13 protein-coding genes and 3 tRNA genes are annotated in these 15,056 nt (G+C 61.6%); all 16 read right to left on the bottom strand.

Annotated elements, in window-relative coordinates; all coding sequences use genetic code 11:
• Window positions 1-2 precede the first annotated feature (2 nt).
• The 16 genes from ACM6IT_RS25375 to accD all read right to left on the bottom strand — a co-directional run bounded on the left by ACM6IT_RS25375 (window position 3) and on the right by accD (window position 15,053).
• On the bottom strand, window positions 3-1,034 hold the full coding sequence (locus tag ACM6IT_RS25375; RefSeq protein WP_414918933.1) for a FecCD family ABC transporter permease: 1,032 nt from the start codon (window positions 1,032-1,034) through the stop codon (window positions 3-5).
• Window positions 1,027-2,016 (bottom strand): FecCD family ABC transporter permease, encoded by a 990-nt coding sequence (locus ACM6IT_RS25380; protein ID WP_414918934.1) that lies wholly within the window; start codon window positions 2,014-2,016, stop codon window positions 1,027-1,029. Before ACM6IT_RS25380 ends, ACM6IT_RS25375 begins: the two co-directional genes overlap by 8 nt.
• Window positions 2,016-2,957, bottom strand: a complete 942-nt coding sequence (locus ACM6IT_RS25385; protein WP_056722202.1) for an ABC transporter substrate-binding protein — start codon at window positions 2,955-2,957, stop codon at window positions 2,016-2,018. Before ACM6IT_RS25385 ends, ACM6IT_RS25380 begins: the two co-directional genes overlap by 1 nt.
• A gap of 78 nt (window positions 2,958-3,035) precedes the next feature.
• On the bottom strand, window positions 3,036-5,459 hold the full coding sequence (locus tag ACM6IT_RS25390; RefSeq protein WP_414918935.1) for a TonB-dependent receptor: 2,424 nt from the start codon (window positions 5,457-5,459) through the stop codon (window positions 3,036-3,038).
• A 67-nt stretch (window positions 5,460-5,526) separates the two neighbouring features.
• Window positions 5,527-6,477 carry a FecR domain-containing protein gene (locus ACM6IT_RS25395; RefSeq protein WP_056722199.1) on the bottom strand — a complete coding sequence of 317 codons (951 nt, stop codon included), beginning with the start codon at window positions 6,475-6,477 and terminating at the stop codon, window positions 5,527-5,529.
• Window positions 6,474-6,983, bottom strand: coding sequence for a sigma-70 family RNA polymerase sigma factor (locus tag ACM6IT_RS25400; protein WP_414918936.1), 510 nt, complete (start codon window positions 6,981-6,983; stop codon window positions 6,474-6,476). The genes ACM6IT_RS25395 and ACM6IT_RS25400 overlap by 4 nt, the downstream gene beginning before the upstream one ends.
• A gap of 378 nt (window positions 6,984-7,361) precedes the next feature.
• Window positions 7,362-7,438, bottom strand: a tRNA-Asp gene (locus ACM6IT_RS25405).
• Between the two features lie 94 nt (window positions 7,439-7,532).
• Window positions 7,533-7,609 (bottom strand) — tRNA-Asp (locus ACM6IT_RS25410).
• Window positions 7,610-7,662: 53 nt separating this feature from the next.
• A tRNA-Val gene (locus ACM6IT_RS25415) sits at window positions 7,663-7,738 on the bottom strand.
• Between the two features lie 171 nt (window positions 7,739-7,909).
• Window positions 7,910-8,686 carry an SDR family oxidoreductase gene (locus tag ACM6IT_RS25420; RefSeq protein WP_414914748.1) on the bottom strand — a complete coding sequence of 259 codons (777 nt, stop codon included), beginning with the start codon at window positions 8,684-8,686 and terminating at the stop codon, window positions 7,910-7,912.
• Complete coding sequence (locus ACM6IT_RS25425; protein WP_095943670.1) at window positions 8,683-9,894, bottom strand: O-succinylhomoserine sulfhydrylase; 1,212 nt, start codon at window positions 9,892-9,894, stop codon at window positions 8,683-8,685. Before ACM6IT_RS25425 ends, ACM6IT_RS25420 begins: the two co-directional genes overlap by 4 nt.
• Before the next feature lie 82 nt (window positions 9,895-9,976).
• On the bottom strand, window positions 9,977-11,482 hold the full coding sequence (purF, locus tag ACM6IT_RS25430; protein WP_056722191.1) for an amidophosphoribosyltransferase: 1,506 nt from the start codon (window positions 11,480-11,482) through the stop codon (window positions 9,977-9,979).
• A 41-nt stretch (window positions 11,483-11,523) separates the two neighbouring features.
• The gene (locus ACM6IT_RS25435; protein WP_056722189.1) at window positions 11,524-12,084 is read right to left on the bottom strand and encodes a CvpA family protein; all 561 of its coding nucleotides are present in this window, start codon (window positions 12,082-12,084) and stop codon (window positions 11,524-11,526) included.
• 98 nt (window positions 12,085-12,182) lie between these two features.
• Window positions 12,183-12,845 (bottom strand): SPOR domain-containing protein, encoded by a 663-nt coding sequence (locus ACM6IT_RS25440; protein ID WP_414918937.1) that lies wholly within the window; start codon window positions 12,843-12,845, stop codon window positions 12,183-12,185.
• Window positions 12,829-14,136 (bottom strand): bifunctional tetrahydrofolate synthase/dihydrofolate synthase, encoded by a 1,308-nt coding sequence (folC, locus tag ACM6IT_RS25445; protein WP_056722185.1) that lies wholly within the window; start codon window positions 14,134-14,136, stop codon window positions 12,829-12,831. The genes ACM6IT_RS25440 and folC overlap by 17 nt, the downstream gene beginning before the upstream one ends.
• The gene (gene accD, locus ACM6IT_RS25450; protein ID WP_056722184.1) at window positions 14,133-15,053 is read right to left on the bottom strand and encodes an acetyl-CoA carboxylase, carboxyltransferase subunit beta; all 921 of its coding nucleotides are present in this window, start codon (window positions 15,051-15,053) and stop codon (window positions 14,133-14,135) included. Before accD ends, folC begins: the two co-directional genes overlap by 4 nt.
• Window positions 15,054-15,056: the final 3 nt, after the last annotated feature.

The raw sequence follows: 15,056 nt of genomic DNA on the forward strand, positions 1-15,056 counted from the left end.
CCTCAATGACGCTGTTTGATCAACAAATAGAGAAAAAAGGGTGTACCCAGCACGGCGACAAAAATCCCGGCCGGCAGATCCAGCGGCAAAAACAGCACACGCCCGGCGAGGTCGGCCAGCACCACGAGGTTCGCCCCGACCAGCGCAGCCATCACCGCCTGACCGCCGAACCCAGGGGCCACCAGACGCTTGGCAATGTGCGGTGCAATCAGCCCGACAAAGGCTATCGCCCCGCCCCAGGCAATCGCCGCACCGGCCAATGCCACGCTCACCAGCAACAAACCGGCGCGCAACCACTGCACGCGAACGCCAATGCCTTGGGCCAGTTGGTCATCCAGTTGTTGCACCATCACCTGCCGGGCCAGCAGCACCAGCAGCGGGCAAATACCCAACAACCAGCGACTCAGCGCCAGCGGTTCCGGCCAACTGGCGCCGTACACGCTGCCGGTCAGCCAGACATAAGCCGACAGGGTCGTAGTCAGCGGACTGAAGACCAGAATGAAGGTGGTCGCGGCGGTCAACATCGCGCTGATACCGACCCCGATCAACACCAGGCGCAGCGGTGAAGCTCCCTGCTTCCAGGCCAGCAGATAGATCGCCAATGCCGCCAGCCCCGCGCCGGACATCGCCGCCAGCGGCAGATACTGTTGGCCCAGTGCGACGGAGAAAAACGACAGATACAACACCGCCGCCGCACTGGCACCACTGGTGATACCCAGCAGGTCGGGCGACGCCAGCGGGTTGCGGATGATGCTTTGCAGAATCAGCCCCGACACCGACAACGCCGCCCCTACCAACGCCGCCAGCAGCACGCGCGGAAAGCGCAGTTGCTCGACGATGAACGTCAGGCTGGGGTCCTGGCTCGACAGCAGAATCCGCAGAACCTCCAACGGCGACAGCATGACTTTGCCCAGCGACAGCGAGCCGAGCATGATCAGCGTCGTGACCATCAACGCCGCCATCAATCGCCACATCGTGGCGACATTGATCCGCCGGGAAAACCCGCTGCGACGCCAGGTCAGGACCTTATCCATAACGACCTCCACGCCGGGCCAGCAGAATGAAAAACGGTGCGCCGAACAACGCCGTCATCACGCCCACCGGCACCTCCTGCGGCAGGATCAACACCCGCGACAAGGTATCGGCCAATAGCAGGACTATCGCCCCAAGCAGCGCGCACCCCGGCAGCAACCAGCGATGATCGATGGACAAGCCCTTGCGCACCATGTGCGGCACCAGCAAGCCGATAAACCCGATGCTGCCGGCCAATGCCACGGCACTGCCCGCCAGACAGATCACCAGCACGCTAATCAGCAGCCGGATCAATCCGGTTCGCTGACCCAGGCCGGTGGCGATCTCCTCGCCTGCGTTAAGTACGTTAACCTGCCCCGCCAACAACATCGCGCCGAACAGCCCGAGTACGCCACAGATCAGCATTGGCGCGGCGACCGACAGGCTACGCTCGGTCAACGAGCCCGCCAGCCAGAACAGCACCGTGTCCAGGCCATCCTGATTGGCCACCAGCAACGCCTGGCTGAATGCGGAGAACAACGCGGCCATCGCCGCCCCCGCCAGCACGATGCGCAACGGACTGAGACTGCCCTGCCCCATGTTGCCGATCAGCCACACCAGGCTGCCGGCCACGGCCGCGCCGATGAACGCGCACCACAGCCAGGCATCCGGGGATGACAGGGAAAACAGCGAGGAACACAGGATGATAAAAAAAGTCGCGCCGGCATTGATCCCGAACAAGCCGGGGGACGCCAGCGGATTGCGCGTCAGCGCCTGCATCAAGGCCCCCGCCACTGCCAGGCTCGCGCCCACGGCCATCGCCATCAAGGTGCGCGACAGGCGTGTGGTGGTCACCAGTACATGGCTGACGCTGAGCGGGTCGGGATGCACGAAGGCAGCGGCAATTTGCGAAAGCGGAATCCAGGTCGCTCCGACTGCCAGGCTCAGCACACTGCTGAGGAGCAACACGACCCCGGCACAGCACAGTTTCAAGCCATTGCTCATCAGGCCGCATCCGCCGTGACCAGCCGCGCCACATCATCGAGCATCAGGTTCGCCCCGAGCATTCCGCCCGACAGGCTCCAGGCCACGCCGTCGACCCGCCACACCTGCCCCTGCTGCGGCGCACGCATTTGCTGCCACAGCGGATGCTGCACCAGGCTGTCATAGTTTCGCTGCACTGCCGGTTTCTCCGCGCGCAAGAAGACAAAGAAAATGTCGGCATTGACCACCGCCAGACTTTCCTTGCTGGTGAGTTTGATCGATACCCCGCTCGCCGCCCGACTGGCCTGACTCCACCCCAACCCCAGCTCAGTGACTACCGAACCTGGAAAACTGGCCGGCAAATAACTGCGGATATGGTCTTCGCGGACATCCAGAATCGACACCGTCGGCGGCCAGCGCCCGGCAAACTTGTGCTGCAGTTGCTGGCGCAGTTGTGCCGTGCGCAGCTGCCAGCGGGCCAACACTTCGTCGGCCCGCTGCTGGCGATGCAAGGCCAGGCCCATCAGTGCCAGGGTCTTCTTGAATTCGAACACCTCCTCCAGCATCACCACCGGGGCGATCTGCTTGAGCAAGGGTGCGATGCGCTCATGGCGAAAGCGCGAGGCGATGATCACGTCCGGCTTGAGCAGCGCGATGTCCTCAAGGCTCGGCTGGGTTTCCAGGCCGACATGGGGCACCGGCTCCAGCGCCGAGCGCAGATAGCGATAGGTGGGCTTTTCACTCCAGGAATCGACGATGCCGCAGGGTGTGATGCCCAACGCCACGGCGCTGTCGGTGGCGCCCTGAAACAGGGTGATCACCCGCAGCGGCGCGGCGTCGGCCAGAGCCCACGCCGATGGGGTAAACCTCAGTGCAAGCACGCCCAGGGACAGGCGCAGCAGCGTGCGCCTGGAGGGCGTTTTGACCTGTTCGTTCTTGAGTGGGTTAGTGAGACTGGGCATGCTCTGGTCCTCTGCAATCGATGCATGACACAACTCGGCGGCGCCCTTCCCTGTGGCGCAACGCACGGTTGAATCGATTCAGAAGTCGACGGTTGCCGAAAGGAGGTAGGTTCGTGGCGTCGCGAGCGTCAATCCTGGCTCGCTGTCATCCGAGGCCCCGGCGGAACTCCAGTAGCGCTTGTCAGCCACGTTCTCGACATTGGCCCGCAGGGTGATGTTCTTTTCCTCGACCTTGAAGGCGTAGCGAGCGCCCACGTCGAAACGCGTCCAGGCATCGATTTCCTTGTTATTGGACTGGTCCAGGTACTGTGAGCTGGAATAGATGCTGCGGCTGGTCAGGGTCAAGCCTTGCACGCTCGGCACGTCCCACTCGGCGCCGAGGTTGACGTTGTATTCCGGCGTGGCGGGAGCGCGGTTGCCGTCAAAGGTGCCCTTGGTGGTATCGGTCAGCTCGCTGTCGATGTACATGACGCCGCCGAGCAGGCGGAAGCCTTTGAGCGGCTCACCGAACACACTGACTTCCACACCCTTGTTTTCGCGTTTGCCGTTCGGGCCGAAAACCCGCGTCGTGGCGTTGGTTTCATAGGCAGGTTGCTTGATCCGGAACACCGCGGTGGTGATGGCGAACGCACCCGCATCATATTTGGCACCGACCTCGACCTGCCGACTGATGAACGGCGGGAAGATCTCGTCTTCGTTCACCGAGGTCGACGGTGCGATCTTGCCCTGGCTCAGGCCTTCCATGTAGTTGGCATACAACGAGAGCTTATCGGTAGCCTTGAACAGGATGCCGCCCGAGGGCGAAACCTTTTCTTCATCGTAGCCCGTGTCGCCTTTGACATTATCCGTCCAGTCGTCAACCTGCACTCGCTGCCAGCGGGCACCGAGGGTCAGCAGTACCCGATCATCGAAGAACCCCAATGTGTCGGACAACGCCACGCTGCTGGAACGGTTCTCGGTATACACCTCAGAATCAAGGCGCGTGGGAGTGATGGGCGTCGGTGTTTGCACCGGGTTGTAGATGTTGCTCGGGGCGGCGGCATAACGGGCGCCGCCGTTTTCGAAGTCCATGTAGAAATAGCTGGCAGCCAGGTTGACCTCATGGCTCACCGAACCGGTATGGAACCAGTTGCGCACCCCGGCGTTGGCCGCCCGGACATTTTCGTCACGGGTGAAGTCACGTGGCAGAACACTGAAGTTGCCCGCGTCGTTGGTGACCGCTACGGCGTGCCGAAGGAAGTCATGATTACTTTTACGCGCGCCCGCACCGGCGTACACCATGACGGAATCGCTGACATCGTACTCGCCGGTCACCGTCCCGAAGGTGTCCTTGGTCCGCGCCTTGCTCCACGGCTGCGCATAGTTGTGGCGAACATCGCTGGCGTGCGGAACCTGCGCGTTGGCGCCCACCTGCACGCGTTCCTGCGGGGCATCGGTGTCCCGCTCGTTATGTCCGATGTCCGTCGAGAGCCGCAGGCGTTCACCGCGAAAATCCAGGCCCAGCACAGCCATCTCGCGGTCAACGCTCTGGTGATCCCATTCGGTGTCGCCGGACTGCTTCACGCCGTTGAAACGAACACCGAACATATCCCCCTCACCAAAGCGCCGACCGATGTCCACGGCCCCGCCGACCTGGCTGCCGGAAGCATAGTTGCCGGTAAACGACGTAATCGGCACGTCGGTGGCGCGCTTGGGCACCACGTTGATCCCGCCACCCACGCTGCCCCGCGGCGAGATGCCATTGATCAGCTGGCTCGGGCCTTTGAGGATGTCGACGCGGTCAGCCATCTCCATGTCAATGGTGTAAGTCGGCAGGATGCCGTAGAGACCGTTGTAGGAGACATCACTGTTGAACAGGCTCATTCCACGAATGGTGAACTGCTCATACCGCCCACCCGCCGGGTTGGTGGCGCGAACCGAGGGATCGCTGGCCACGAGGTCGCCCAAGGTACGCGCCTGAAGGTTTTTCACCAACTCACTGGTGTAGGTGGTCTCGCTGAACGGCGTCTCCATGAAATCTTTCGAGCCCAGCAAGCCTTGCGACCCACGGCGTGCGACCTGCCCGCCGGCATATGGATCACCGTGCGCCGTGTCTGCCGTCGCGTAAATAGAAGTAGCGCCCAATTGCAGGCTGCTTCCTGTTGGCACCGGGGTCAGCATGTACGCCTGTTCGCCCACTGGAAGCAGTTGCAGACCGGAACCCTGCAGCAGTTGGGCGAAGCCCTCCTCCACCGCGAAGTCACCGGAAAGACCGGGGCTGGTTCGCCCGCTCACCAGTGCCGGGTCCACTGACAGATTGACCCCGGCCAGCCCGGCGAAACGGGTCAGCGCAGCGTCGAGACTACCGGCTGGCACCTGATAGCTGCGGCGCGGCGCGTCTTCGGCCCAACCGGCAGAGATGAACAACGGACAGGCACTCAGGCTCAACAACAGACTCAAGTGCAACAACGGGCGCAACCTGGATGGAGCCGGACGCATACTGCAAGACATCACTGCGGGCATTGTGAATCTCTCTGATTTCGTTTCGCTTACCTTGAATGACAAGCGAGGCGAAAAAAGGGGACACGCTTTAAACACTATTTTTGCGCTGCACCAGCGTTACCCAGTAACGCGTACGCGAATGCACTTCCAGCGGCAGGCTGGCCGCGAGCAGAGCCAGAATGCGATCGGTGTCTTCAAGGCGAAAACTGCCGGTGATGCGCAGCGATTCCAGCTCGGGCTCCCAACGCAACACGCCCAGACGATAGGTGCCGAGTTCGCGCAGAAAATCCCCCAAGGGCTGGTTCTGCGCCATCAGCACACCCTCACGCCAGCCCGGGGCCAGCACGTCAAATGGCTCCACGGCACCGACACCCGCCGCTTGAAGGCTGACTTGCTGGCCACCGCGCAACGAAAAGACCGGTCCGTGCAGAGGCTGCAACTGCACCGTGCCTTTGAGCACTTGCACCTTGCAGCCCGTCTGCCCCTGACGAACACACACCTCGCCCTGACTGACGACCACTTGCCCGAAGTGCGTGAGAATCGTCAGCGGCGAGATCCCGGGCACATTCAGTGCCATTTCACCTTCCACGAGGGTCAGGCGCCTGTGCTTGAGGTCGATATCGACGGCACTGGCAGTGTTCAGTTGCACAGAGCTGCCGTCGGCCAACCGGACCTTTTTGCTTTCCCCGGTGGCGGTCCGCAGGTCGGCACTCCAGGCATCCAGAGGCAACTGTCGACTGATCAGCCAGGCAGTCGGCAGCAAAGCCACCGCCCCGACAGCGCGCTTGAGCACCGTACGTCGACTGGCTTGTGGCCGGCCCAGACTGGCCATGGCAAGGGCCGGTGGCAGGTCGGCAAAGCGTTGGCGCAAGAGTTGCGCTTTCTGCCAGGCCTGCTCGTGACTGGAATGGCTATCGCGCCAGCTCTGCAACTGCGCCCGATCCTGCTCATTGGCGCAGCCGGATTCCATGAGGGCCAGCCACTGCGCGGCGGCCCGCACGACTTGCCGGGCCTGGGCCGAAGGTGCCGAACCGTTCACATGTCCACCAGCAGGCAATGTTCGTAGGCTTGAGCCATGTAGCGCTTGATCGTGCGTTCCGATACTTGCAGGCGCTCGGCAATCTCTTGATAGCCCAGGCCTTCCAGCTGACTCAAGAGAAACGCTCGGCGTACCGGGCCCGGCAATCCATCGAGCAATTCGTCCAGGGCCTGCAGGGTTTCCAGCAGGATCCAGCGTTGCTCGGGGGACGGCACGCAGTCCTCGGGCAGCAACGCCAATGCATCGAGATAGGCTTGCTCCAGGCTGCGGCGCTTGTAGAAGTTGGCCAGCAGCCGCTTGCCGACTGTCGCCAGGTAGGCGCGAGGCTCTTGCAGGTCGGCGATGCGCTGAGTGCTGGCGAGCAAACGAACGAAGGTGTCCTGGCTCAGATCCGCAGCGTCGCTGCCGTTGCCCATGCGTCGTCTCAACCATCCTTCGAGCCAGCTCCGGTGATCGCGGTACAGGTCGTGGAAGGTTTGCTCCGGCGGCAACGCTGCATCACTCATCTAAAGGAACCCTGCGCGAAGAAATATTATAAATGCGACTCATTCTAATTAGTGTTGATAACTCAAACCAAGTCCTTTGTGCAAATCGCACCCGGTAAATGCTTGAATAATTTGATGACAGGCCGAGATATCGGCCGCGCGGCGCCGGTTTATCGAGGCTGTGGATTATTGAGGGGAGTTTTCAAGAGACAACGGAATTCACTGGCCATCCGCGCGTGGTCGGCGGATGCGAAACCGTGAGGGTCGTGAGGAAGGAGAAAAAGCCAAATCGCAGAAACAAAAAACCCCGGTCTTTCGACCAGGGTCTTTGCTATCGACTCGAAGTAACCAATGGTTTCTTCGTAGCTCCAAGGCGTTCAGTGGGCCTCGGGGCAGATATGGCGCAGCGGACGGGACTCGAACCCGCGACCCCCGGCGTGACAGGCCGGTATTCTAACCGACTGAACTACCGCTGCGTATCGCTTTGGACTTGCGCCCAAGTAACTCGGTCTGATTGAAAACTCAGTAGCTTTTCAATCTCGAATCAGAACATGCCTGACTCGGAAAATATGGCGCAGCGGACGGGACTCGAACCCGCGACCCCCGGCGTGACAGGCCGGTATTCTAACCGACTGAACTACCGCTGCGCGTCGGTGGAGGCATTTCAGCCTACCTCTTGCTTTCGCAAGTATCTCGGAAGTGGTGGGTGATGACGGGATCGAACCGCCGACATTCTGCTTGTAAGGCAGACGCTCTCCCAGCTGAGCTAATCACCCGTTTGCATCTCCGAGGCCGCGAAATTTACGCAGGTAGCGAACCTAAGTCAATAGCAGGATTGAAGTTTTTCTGAAAAAGACAAAATCATTTCATTCCGGCCAGTGTCGGCAACCATCAGTCCACGCCGCCCGGAGCCTGCTCGCGATGAGGGCGATACATCAACGCCAGTATCACTCGCTGTAAATCATCTTCTTGGTCATGCCGCCATCGACCACGAATTCCTGGCCGGTGACAAACCCGGCGTTTCTCGACAACAACCAGGCCACCATCGCCGCCACATCCTCAACCGTGCCCACCCTGCCCGCCGGATGCTGGGCATGATCGGCTTCGCTCAACGGTTCGGCACGCCGTACCGAAGGATCGCGCGCGTCGATCCAGCCAGGGCTGACCGCATTGACCCGGATCTCCGGACCAAGGCTGATGGCCAACGCATGCGTCAGGGCCAACAGACCGCCCTTGCTCGCCGCATAGGCCTCTGTGTCGGGTTCCGACTGCCCGGCGCGGGTCGAAGCCAGATTGACGATGGCGCCGTTGTGAGCGCGCAGGTACGGCGCACAGTGCTTGGCCAGCAACATCGGCCCACTGAGGTTCACCGCCAACACCCGATTCCAGTGAGACAGATCGAGGCTTTCCAGGGTGATGTTGTGCGGATCGGCAACCGCCGCGTTGCATACCAGCGCATCCAGTCGCCCGAACTGGCCGAGCACCTCGGCCACGCCCAGCGCGACCTGCCCTTCATTCGAGACATCCATGGCAATGAACCAGGCGTTGTCGCCCAGCACTTTCGCCACTTTCGAACCGCGCTCCCGGTCCAGATCGGTCAGCACGACTTGCCAGCCTTCGCTGATCAGCCAGGCCGAGATCCCCAGGCCAATGCCCCGCGCAGCACCGGTCACCAGCGCTACGCGGCCATTTGAGCCAGTGGTCGGCGTAGACAACTGGATCACAACGCAGCCAGGCCGCGCGCCAGATCGGCTTGCAGGTCCGCCACGTCTTCCAGACCGACCGCAACGCGGATCAGGCTGTCACGAATGCCCGCCGCTTCACGCTCCTGAGGCGCCAGGCGACCATGGGAAGTGGTGCTCGGATGGGTGATGGTGGTTTTGCTGTCACCCAGGTTGGCGGTGATCGAAATCAGGCGCGTGGCATCGATAAAGCGCCAGGCGCCCTCTTTGCCGCCCTTCACTTCAAAACTGACGACCGCACCGAAGCCCTTCTGCTGGCGCAGGGCCAGTTCGTGCTGCGGATGGCTCTTGAGGCCGGCGTAATGGACTTTCTCGATGCCGTCCTGCTGCTCCAGCCACTCGGCCAGTTGCTGGGCGTTGGCGCAATGGGCCTTCATCCGCAGGTTCAGGGTTTCCAGGCCCTTGAGGAAGATCCAGGCGTTGAACGGGCTCAGGGTCGGCCCGGCGGTACGCAGGAAGCCGACCACCTCTTTCATCTGCTCGCTGCGGCCAGCGACCACGCCCCCCATGCAACGGCCTTGGCCATCGATGAACTTGGTGGCCGAGTGCACGACGATGTCCGCGCCCATTTTCAGCGGCTGCTGCAACGCCGGAGTGCAGAAGCAGTTGTCGACTACCAGCATCGCGCCTTTGGCGTGGGCGATTTTCGACAGCTCGGCGATGTCGACCAATTCGGCCAGCGGATTGGACGGCGACTCGACGAACAGCAATTTGGTATTGGCCTTGATCGCCGCATCCCAACCGGACAAGTCCGCCAGGGCCACGTAATCGACTTCGATACCGAAACGCTTGAAGTACTTCTCGAACAGGCTGATGGTCGAGCCGAATACGCTGCGCGACACCAGTACATGATCACCAGCGCTGCACAGGCTCATCACCACGGCCATGATCGCGGCCATACCGGTGGCGGTGGCCACGGCCTGCTCGGCGCTTTCCAGCGCGGCAATGCGCTCTTCGAAGGCGCGTACGGTCGGGTTGGTATAACGCGAATAAACGTTGCCCGGCACTTCGCCAGCGAAACGCGCAGCGGCGTCGGCAGCGGTACGGAACACGTAGCTGGAAGTGAAGAACATCGGATCACCGTGTTCGCCTTCCGGCGTGCGGTGCTGACCGGCGCGTACGGCCAGGGTATCGAACGCTACACCTTCGAGGTCGCTGTCCAGCCGACCGGCATCCCATTCCTGACTCATGCTGTCACTCCTTGCCCTGCTCTTGATAGATGAAAGTATTTTTTGCCAGATACAAAACCGGCCCCTCAGGGCCGGTAGAAACTCAGTTGTTGTACAGATCGATGATCGCACTGACTGCCTGCGTCTTGACCTTGGAGGCATCGTTGCGTGCCTGCTCGATCTTGTTCAGGTAAGCCTCGTCGACGTCGCCGGTGACGTACTGGCCGTCGAACACCGCGCAATCGAACTTGTCGATCTTGATCTTGCCGCCACCGACCGCTTCGATCAAGTCAGGCAGGTCCTGATAGATCAGCCAATCAGCGCCAATCAGGTCAGCCACGTCCTGGGTCGTACGGTTGTGGGCGATCAGCTCGTGAGCGCTCGGCATGTCGATGCCGTAGACGTTCGGGTAGCGAACCGCTGGTGCCGCGGAGCAGAAGTAGACGTTCTTGGCGCCAGCTTCGCGGGCCATCTGGATGATCTGCTTGCACGTGGTGCCGCGAACGATGGAGTCATCCACCAGCATCACGTTCTTGCCGCGGAATTCCAGCTCGATGGCGTTGAGCTTCTGGCGTACGGATTTTTTCCGTGCGGCCTGGCCCGGCATGATGAAGGTCCGGCCGATGTAGCGGTTCTTCACAAAGCCTTCGCGGAACTTCACGCCCAGGTGGTTCGCCAGCTCCAGCGCGGCGGTGCGGCTGGTGTCCGGAATCGGGATGACCACGTCGATGTCGTGATCCGGACGCTCGCGCTGGATCTTCTCGGCCAGTTTCTCACCCATGCGCAGGCGGGCCTTGTAGACCGATACGCCGTCGATGATCGAGTCCGGACGTGCCAGGTAGACGTGCTCGAAGATGCACGGCGTCAGGGACGGGTTGGTCGCGCACTGACGGGTGTACAGCTTGCCCTCTTCAGTGATGTAGACCGCTTCGCCCGGTGCCAGGTCGCGAATCAGGGTGAAGCCCAGCACGTCCAGGGAAACGCTTTCCGAGGCGATCATGTACTCGACGCCTTCGTCGGTGTGACGCTGGCCGAACACGATCGGGCGGATGCCGTGCGGGTCGCGGAAGCCGACGATGCCGTAGCCGGTGATCATCGCTACAACGGCATAACCACCGACGCAACGGTTATGCACGTCGGTGACGGCGGCGAATACGTCTTCTTCGGTCGGCTGCAACTTGCCGCGCTGGGCCAGTTCGTGCGCGAACACGTTGAGCAGCACTTCCGAATCGGAACTGGTGTTGACGTGGCGCAGGTCAGATTCGTAAATCTCCTTGGCCAGTTGTTCAACGTTGGTCAGGTTACCGTTGTGCGCCAGGGTGATGCCGTAAGGCGAGTTGACGTAAAACGGTTGAGCTTCAGCCGAAGTCGAGCTGCCCGCGGTTGGATAACGCACATGGCCAATGCCCATGTGACCGACCAGGCGCTGCATGTGACGTTGCTGGAACACGTCACGCACCAGGCCGTTGTCCTTGCGCAGGAATAACCGGCCATCATGGCTGGTCACGATACCGGCAGCGTCCTGGCCGCGGTGCTGGAGGACGGTTAGCGCGTCATACAGCGCCTGATTGACGTTCGACTTACCGACGATACCGACGATGCCACACATGCGACGCAACCCCTACTTAATGGATCTGAACTGAGCACTACTCACTGAGGCGTTTTGGCCGTCGGCAAGAGTTGCTCCTTGAACGGAATATCAGCGGGTACGCTGATTCCGCTGGCAAGCCACTGACTGCTCCACCCGAGGATCAGGTTTTTGGACCAGTCTGCAACCAATAGAAATTTTGGCACGAGCTGTGACTCTTTCCACCACCCGTCCTGCTGTACCGGCCCCAGGCTCAACAGCCCGACGGCGATGACCACCAGCAACCCGCCACGCGCGGCGCCGAAGGCCATGCCGAGGAATCGGTCGGTCCCGGAGAGCCCGGTGACGCGAACCAGTTCGCCGATAAGATAATTGATCATTGCGCCTACGATTAAAGTGGCGACAAACATGATGGCACAGCCCGTGATTATACGTGCCGATGGCGTTTGAATGTACCCGCCGAGGTACTCGGACAGTGAGCCACCGAACATCCAGGCTACGACTCCTGCGATGATCCAGGTCAGCAGCGACAGAGCTTCTTTGACGAAGCCGCGGCTCAGACTGATCAATGCGGAGATGGCGACGATTGCTACGATCGCCCAGTCAACCCAGGTAAATGGCACAGTGCAGCCTACAGACGGATAAGGCGGCGCATTTTAGCAGAGCCCATGCTTATCGGTAAGCTGCGATTGTCAGTGCATTTCATATCGAGGCGATAGTTTTAGCCACGTTCCGGCTGAAAGCGCACCACAAACCCCTTGAGGTTCTGCTGGCGGTTCAGCAAGTCACGCAGCCGATCGGCTTCAGCGCGTTCGATCAACGGCCCGACAAACACCCGGTTTTTGCCGTCGGCGGTACGGATGTAGGCGTTGTAGCCTTGGCTGCGCAGGGTTTTCTGAAGTTTCTCTGCGCTTTCACGGTTCGACAGGCTGGCCAGTTGCACCGACCAACTGACGGACAAGCCATTGGCATCGATACGGCTTTGCGTGGTGTCCGGCTTGCCCGGTGCCGCGGTGATCGGCTGGGCCGGCGCTGTTGCAGGCTTGGCCGCCAATGCCGGGACCGGCGCGAGCACAGCCGGCTTGGCTGCTGGCGCTGCTGGCGCTGGAGCGACCGGAACAACTGGCACCGCCGATTCCTGCTGGGCGATTTCGTCATCGCTCGGCACGGGCTCCTGAGGTAAAGATTGCGGCTCAGGCACCACCACGGGCTCGACCTGCACCTGGGGCATCGCCGGCGCCTGCGGAGCCGCAGGCGCTTCGACCGTCACCTGGCGTTGTTCGTCCTGGCGGGAAAACAGCATCGGCAGAAAAATCACCGCCAGCGCGACCAACACCAGGGCGCCAACCATGCGCTGTTTGTATGCCTTATCCAGCAATGCCATTTGCCGCTTCCTCCGTGGAGCGCCGGGCCAGCCATTCAAGGGCCTCGGCGACACAATAAAATGATCCGAACAACAGGATTTCGTCGTCGTTCGTGGCCTGCGCGCACTGCCCTTCCAGGGCGGCCGCGACGCTGCCGTATGACGTGACCGACGCACCAAGACCTTGCAGCGCGGCGTGCAGATCCGCAACCGGACGCGCCCGAGGCGAATCCAGCGGTGCAACGGCCCAGTGCTGGACACTAGCACTCAATTCGCCGACAACACCACCCAGGTCTTTGTCCGCCAGCAGCCCGAACACCGCCAGACGCTTGCCGACCGGCGGGCGACTGGCCAGGCGACGAGCCAGATACTCCGCCGCATGGGGGTTATGCCCCACATCCAGCAATAGATTCAAGCGCTTGCCTTGCCACTCGAACTCACGGCGATCCAGACGACCGACCACCTTCGTTGCCCGCAGCGCCTCGATAATCTGCGCATCCACCCAAGGCAAGCCGAGCAGCAGGAACGCCTGCAACGCCAGCGCAGCGTTTTCCATCGGCAGATCGAGCAGTGGCAGGTCGCGCAGTTCAACCGCGCGCCCTTGCCCATCGACACCGCGCCACTGCCAGTTGTGATCGGTCACACCGAGGTCAAAATCGCGCCCCCGCAGGAAAAACGGGCAATTGAGCTCGCGCGCCTTGTCCAGCAGAGGTTGTGGAGGATTCAGATCGCCGCAGAGCGCAGGCGCGCCCTGACGGAAAATACCGGCCTTCTCGAAGGCCACGGACTCCCGGGTATCACCCAGGTAATCCGCATGATCGACGCCGATACTGGTGACCAGCGCCATGTCGGCATCCACCACGTTGACCGTATCCAGACGACCGCCCAGTCCGACTTCCAGCACCACTGCATCGAGCCCGGAGCGCTGGAATAGCCAGAATGCCGCCAGGGTGCCCATTTCGAAGTAGGTCAGGGAAGTGTCGCCGCGCCCGGCCTCTACCGCGGCAAAGGCTTCGCACAGCTCGGTGTCCGTGGCTTCGATGCCATTGACCGTTACCCGCTCGTTGTACCGCAGCAGGTGCGGGGAGTTGTAGACCCCCACTTTCAAGCCCTGGGCCCGCAGCAAGGACGCCACGAACGCACAGGTGGAACCCTTGCCGTTGGTCCCGGTGACCGTGATCACCCGAGGCGCCGGCTTGCCCAATCCCATGCGGGACGCTACCTGCTGCGACCGCTCCAGGCCCATGTCGATGGCCGAAGGGTGCAACTGTTCAAGGTAGGCGAGCCATTCGCCAAGGGTACGTTGGGTCATAGGTTGGCAGGTACCGGTGGAACCACGATCGGCTCGATGGGTGTAGCCACGAACTTCGGCGTCGGCAGCCCCATCATTTGCGCCAGCAGGTTGCCCAGGCGCGGACGCAGTTCCTGACGGTCGATGATCATGTCGATGGCGCCGTGCTCCAGCAGGAACTCGCTGCGCTGGAAGCCTTCCGGCAGTTTTTCACGCACGGTCTGCTCGATCACGCGCGGACCGGCAAAACCGATCAATGCCTTCGGCTCGCCGACAATCACGTCGCCCAGCATCGCCAGACTGGCGGAAACGCCGCCGTAGACCGGATCGGTCAACACGGAGATGAACGGGATGCCTTCTTCGCGAAGACGAGCCAGCACCGCGGAGGTCTTGGCCATCTGCATCAGGGAAATCAGCGCTTCCTGCATCCGCGCACCGCCGGAAGCGGCGAAGCAGATCATCGGGCAACGTTTTTCCAGGGCGTAGTTGGCGGCGCGCACGAAACGCTCGCCGACGATGGCGCCCATCGAACCGCCCATGAAGGAAAACTCGAACGCAGAAACCACCACCGGCATGCCCAGCAAAGTACCGCTCATGGAAACCAGCGCATCTTTTTCGCCGGTCTGCTTTTGTGCAGCGGTCAGGCGGTCCTTGTATTTCTTGCCGTCGCGGAATTTCAGACGGTCAACCGGCTCAAGGTCCGCACCCAGCTCGGCACGGCCTTCAACATCGAGGAAGATGTCGATACGGGCACGGGCGCCGATACGCATGTGATGGTTGCACTTGGGGCAAACGTCCAGGGTCTTTTCCAGCTCCGGACGATACAGCACAGCCTCGCAAGACGGGCATTTGTGCCAAAGACCTTCAGGCACCGAGCTCTTCTTGACCTCGGAACGCATGATCGAAGGGATCAGTTTGTCTACTAACCAGTTGCTCATGCT

The organism is Pseudomonas sp. IT-P4 (assembly GCF_949767755.1).
Lineage (GTDB): Bacteria > Pseudomonadota > Gammaproteobacteria > Pseudomonadales > Pseudomonadaceae > Aquipseudomonas > Aquipseudomonas monachiensis.